The 4,048-nt window shown below is 50.8% G+C and carries 4 protein-coding genes and 1 pseudogene (1 of these 5 cut by a window edge); 3 read left to right on the forward strand and 2 right to left on the reverse strand.

All coding sequences use genetic code 11. The annotated features are described in order from the left end of the window. Positions 1-76: 76 nt before the first annotated feature. Both QVP67_RS04580 and QVP67_RS04585 read left to right on the forward strand, forming a co-directional pair. Positions 77-448, forward strand: a complete 372-nt coding sequence (locus QVP67_RS04580) for a hypothetical protein (RefSeq protein ID WP_022162380.1) — start codon at positions 77-79, stop codon at positions 446-448. A 30-nt stretch (positions 449-478) separates the two neighbouring features. Continuing rightward, the gene (locus tag QVP67_RS04585; protein WP_288179920.1) at positions 479-949 is read left to right on the forward strand and encodes a hypothetical protein; all 471 of its coding nucleotides are present in this window, start codon (positions 479-481) and stop codon (positions 947-949) included. A 140-nt stretch (positions 950-1,089) separates the two neighbouring features. On the opposite strand, the gene mazG is transcribed toward QVP67_RS04585, so the two are convergent. Together mazG and QVP67_RS04595 are read right to left on the reverse strand one after the other, a co-directional pair. Beyond that, entirely contained in the window at positions 1,090-1,902 is an 813-nt protein-coding gene (gene mazG / locus QVP67_RS04590; RefSeq protein WP_022162382.1) for a nucleoside triphosphate pyrophosphohydrolase, read from the reverse strand. A 229-nt stretch (positions 1,903-2,131) separates the two neighbouring features. Continuing rightward, positions 2,132-3,211, reverse strand: a complete 1,080-nt coding sequence (locus tag QVP67_RS04595) for a DUF3810 domain-containing protein (RefSeq protein WP_022162383.1) — start codon at positions 3,209-3,211, stop codon at positions 2,132-2,134. A 138-nt stretch (positions 3,212-3,349) separates the two neighbouring features. On the opposite strand from QVP67_RS04595, the pseudogene QVP67_RS04600 reads away from it, so the two are divergent. Next, positions 3,350-4,048 (forward strand): annotated as a pseudogene (locus QVP67_RS04600) (valine--tRNA ligase); it runs 2,012 nt beyond the window's last position.

The following is a 4,048-nucleotide window of genomic DNA, read 5'->3' on the forward strand; positions in this document are numbered from 1 at the left end:
TTTTTGAATAAAATTTAAACAGTTTCTAAACCTTCTATCAGAAATACTATCTAAACATACAGAAAGGAGACTTTTTATGAAAGAAGAAGATTACATTTTGAGAAAGGTGGGAACGGAGAATTCTTTCCGTGTGCCTGAAGGATATTTTGAAGGACTAACTTCGGATATAATGAATAAGCTTCCTGAAAAAGAAAAGCCTGCTTTTGTGCAGAAAGAGCCAACAATGTGGGATAAGGTGAAGCCGTGGCTGTATATGGCTGCCATGTTTGCGGGAGCAGCTTTGATAATCCGGGTAGCTTCTGCCGATCGCCAGCCGGCTTCGAATGCCGATTATGTAGCGGCTGAAGAGACCGACAAAGAAATGCAATATATCAACGAGGTGGTAGATAACTCTATGTTGGACGACTATTCCTTGTATGTCTACCTCTCTGATATGGAAGCAGAATGAGACAAGGATTTTAATACTTAGAATAGAATGATGAAAAAACTGAGTGTACTGATTGTGGTGTTGTGCAGTCTGGTTTCTGTAGCTTGGGGAGCAGACGGGTGCGATCAACACCGACTGAGCAGGGAAGAATTTCGCGCTAAGCAGCAAGCTTTTATCACGCAACATGCCGGTTTGACCAAAGAAGAAGCTGATAAGTTTTTTCCTGTTTATTTCGAATTGCAGGATCGTAAGAAGCAGCTGAACGATGAAGCATGGGACTTGCTTCGCAAAGGTAAAGACGAAAAGACTACAGAAGCCCAATACGGCGAGATTCTGGAAGGTGTCTATGACGCCTGCATGTCTGCCGACCGTTTGGATAAGACTTATCTTGCAAAGTTCAAGAAGATTCTTTCTTACAAGAAGATTTATCTGGTTCAACGGGCCGAGATGCGTTTTCAGCGGGAACTTCTAAAAGGAATGCAGCGCAATGACAAAAAGCCTGGCAAACCTCAAAGAAAATAAGACTGAGCCCGGCAATAGGTATAAATATATAGTGAAATGATTTTTTTTGAAGGGTACATGTGTGAGGCATGTACCCTTTTTTAGTATGCTCGGTTGTGCGGGAACGAGGAAGAACCGCCGTATGCAGATGCATACGAAGATTATGATTCTTCAGTCTTTTCTGTCAGCTTTTCCAGCTCCTTCGCTTCGTTCCACAGTTTGTCCATCTCGGCCAGGCTCATGTCGTGCAGGTTGCGGCCTTCCTTGATGGTGTGGGCTTCCAGATAGTTGAAGCGGCGGATGAATTTCTGGTTGGTGTGTTCCAGCGCGTTGTCGGGATTGATCTTGTAGAGGCGGGCAGCATTGATGAGGCTGAACAGAACGTCGCCAAACTCTTCTTCAGCTTTCTGTTTGTCCATATTGGCTACTTCGGCCTGAAACTCCTGAATTTCTTCCTTCACCTTGTCCCATACCTGTTCGCGTTCTTCCCAGTCGAAGCCTACGTTGCGTGCCTTGTCCTGAATGCGATAGGCCTTGATGAGTGTAGGCAAGGCAGCAGGCACACCACTCAACACGGTTTTGTTTCCACCTTTTTCTTTCAGCTTCAGCTGTTCCCAGTTTTCCACTACCTGAGCGGCGCTTTCGGCTTTGGCATCGCCGAATACGTGCGGATGGCGGTAGATAAGTTTTTCACAGAGGCGGTCGCAGACGTCCTTGATGTCGAAGTCGCCTGTCTCGCTGCCTATCTTGGCGTAGAAGGCCACGTGCAGCAGAACGTCGCCCAGCTCCTTGCAGATGTCCTGCTTGTCGTCGCGCATCAGGGCGTCGCACAGTTCGTAAGTTTCTTCAATGGTGTTGGGGCGCAGACTCTCGTTGGTCTGTTTGCGGTCCCACGGACATTTTTCGCGCAGTTCGTCCAGTATGTCGAGGAAGCGTCCGAAGGCTTCCATCTGTTCTTTACGTGTATGTTGCATCATCGTTGTTGGTTTTAAATCTTGGGCAAAGGTACAAAGTTTTTTTCATATAAGGTATTGGAAACGAAACATGAGTAGTTTCCTCCCGTTTCCTGCCTTGGAAACTGTCGTTTCCTGCTTAGGATACGGCCGTTCCCTCCTTAGGATACGAGCGTTCCCTCTTGAGGAAACGGGCGTAACCGCCAGTGGAAACGGAGGGAAATGCGGGTAGAAATAAAAGGAAATGCGTTTAGTGTGTTTGCCCCTTCTGTCTCATCTCGTACGAAATGAGCAGTCCTACTACTTGCGAATAGTTCTGCCGTCCGCTTTCAATCTTGTTGCCTTTCAGGTAGAGGTCGTACATCCAGTCTTGTATCGAGCCGATGAGGGGACTGTACTTTTCAGTCCAGTACAGGCGGTTCTGCTCGTAGGCTTCGACCACTTCGGGGCGGATGCGGCCGGCAAGGGCTTCGAATTCTTCCTGCGTGAGCAGCGGGCGAGCGTTGGACAGCACGTGTGGCAGCAGAGACAGGTAGCCGCTGAAGCGCATGGCCTGCGAGCTTGAACGGCTGCACACCTGATAGGCGTAGAAGTTGGCTTCGGCCTCGCTGGTGATGCCCAGCAGATGGGCCAGCTCGTGGGTGTAGGTGGCAGGGTACTGGTTGGGCAGCAGGTCGCCGTTGACGGTGAACTCACAGAAGAACGGTCCCATGCTGCCCGTCACGCCCACGGCGGAAATGAGCGGCGTGAAAACCATGGTCTTCACACGTGGTTGCGGATGGAAAGGCCGGTGCACGGCCAGTTCGGACGCTATGCGATTGTAGCCTTCGACGGCTGCGTCGCGTATCAGGCGTTTATCGGTGAGGGGTTGAGGTGTGAAGCTGGCATTCAGGCTGTCGATGTAGCGGTCGGCGAAATCCAGAAATACTTCTTTGGAGTATTCGGCCGGCTCGATGCCGGTACGCGCGTAAAATCCCGGTTGTGAGTAGTTCAGTCCCCACGCTATGTAGAACCAGGCATACACCCAAAGCAGATATTCGCCTACCTTGCGAAGCGCACGCAGCAGACGCTGCTTGCGGCGGACGACGGCATAGACCGGATAGAGCACCACCCATGCGATGCTGAGGGCAATAAACACGTCGCCGATGGCAAAGGGGAAGAGGGCCGAGAAGGCCGAAAGCACATAAGCGATGCCGGGGTAGAGGTGTTGGGCATACCATTGTCCCCACGAAGGAAGTTGCTGCGTCAGGACGACGTACAGCAACAGAAGCAGTAACAGGCCGTGGCGGGGGCGGATGTGTGAGCGGATGCGTGTGAGCGTGCGATTCATATAAAGCGGATGTTATTTTGGAAGAATGCTTCGGCAAAAGTAATACTAATTTTGAAAATCCTGTCCGGCTGTATCGTCGGATGCCAAGAAATTTGTAAATTTGCCGCCAAATAAACTATAATCAATGATTTGAAGACAATGGAATTAGCAAGTAAGTACAATCCCGCTGATGTGGAGGGGAAGTGGTACCAGTATTGGTTGGACCACAAACTGTTCAGTTCGAAACCCGATGGTCGTGAGCCTTACACCGTCGTCATCCCGCCCCCCAACGTCACCGGAGTATTGCACATGGGACACATGTTGAATAATACCATTCAAGATATTCTGGTGCGTCGTGCCCGTATGGAAGGCAAGAATGCCTGCTGGGTGCCGGGTACCGACCATGCCTCGATAGCCACCGAAGCCAAAGTGGTGAACAAACTGGCCGCACAGGGCATCAAGAAAACCGACCTGACGCGTGAGGAATTTCTGAAACACGCCTGGGACTGGACACACGAACACGGAGGCATCATCCTGAAACAGCTCCGCAAGCTGGGTGCGTCGTGCGACTGGGACCGCACCGCCTTCACCATGGACGAGATACGCAGCCGTAGCGTCATCAAGGTATTTGTCGATCTGTTTAACAAAGGTTTGATATACCGTGGCGTACGTATGGTGAACTGGGACCCCAAGGCACTTACCGCCCTGAGCGACGAGGAAGTCATCTATAAGGAAGAGCACAGCAAGCTTTACTACCTGAGATATTACGTTGCCGACGACGACCTGTCGGGCGAGACGGGTGCCGAAGGCGAAGTTGTGCACCGCGATGCGGAAGGCCGCCGTTATGCAGTGGTAGCC

It is taken from the genome of Bacteroides sp. CAG:633 (assembly GCF_000435115.1).
Lineage (GTDB): Bacteria > Bacteroidota > Bacteroidia > Bacteroidales > Bacteroidaceae > Bacteroides > Bacteroides ndongoniae.

Coding starts and splice junctions, on each gene's coding strand:
- QVP67_RS04580 (WP_022162380.1), top strand. CDS start 77: ATGAAAGAAGAAGATTACATTTTGAGAAAGGTGGGAACGGAGAATTCT.
- QVP67_RS04585 (WP_288179920.1), top strand. CDS start 479: ATGAAAAAACTGAGTGTACTGATTGTGGTGTTGTGCAGTCTGGTTTCT.
- mazG (WP_022162382.1), bottom strand. CDS start 1,902: ATGCAACATACACGTAAAGAACAGATGGAAGCCTTCGGACGCTTCCTC.
- QVP67_RS04595 (WP_022162383.1), bottom strand. CDS start 3,211: ATGAATCGCACGCTCACACGCATCCGCTCACACATCCGCCCCCGCCAC.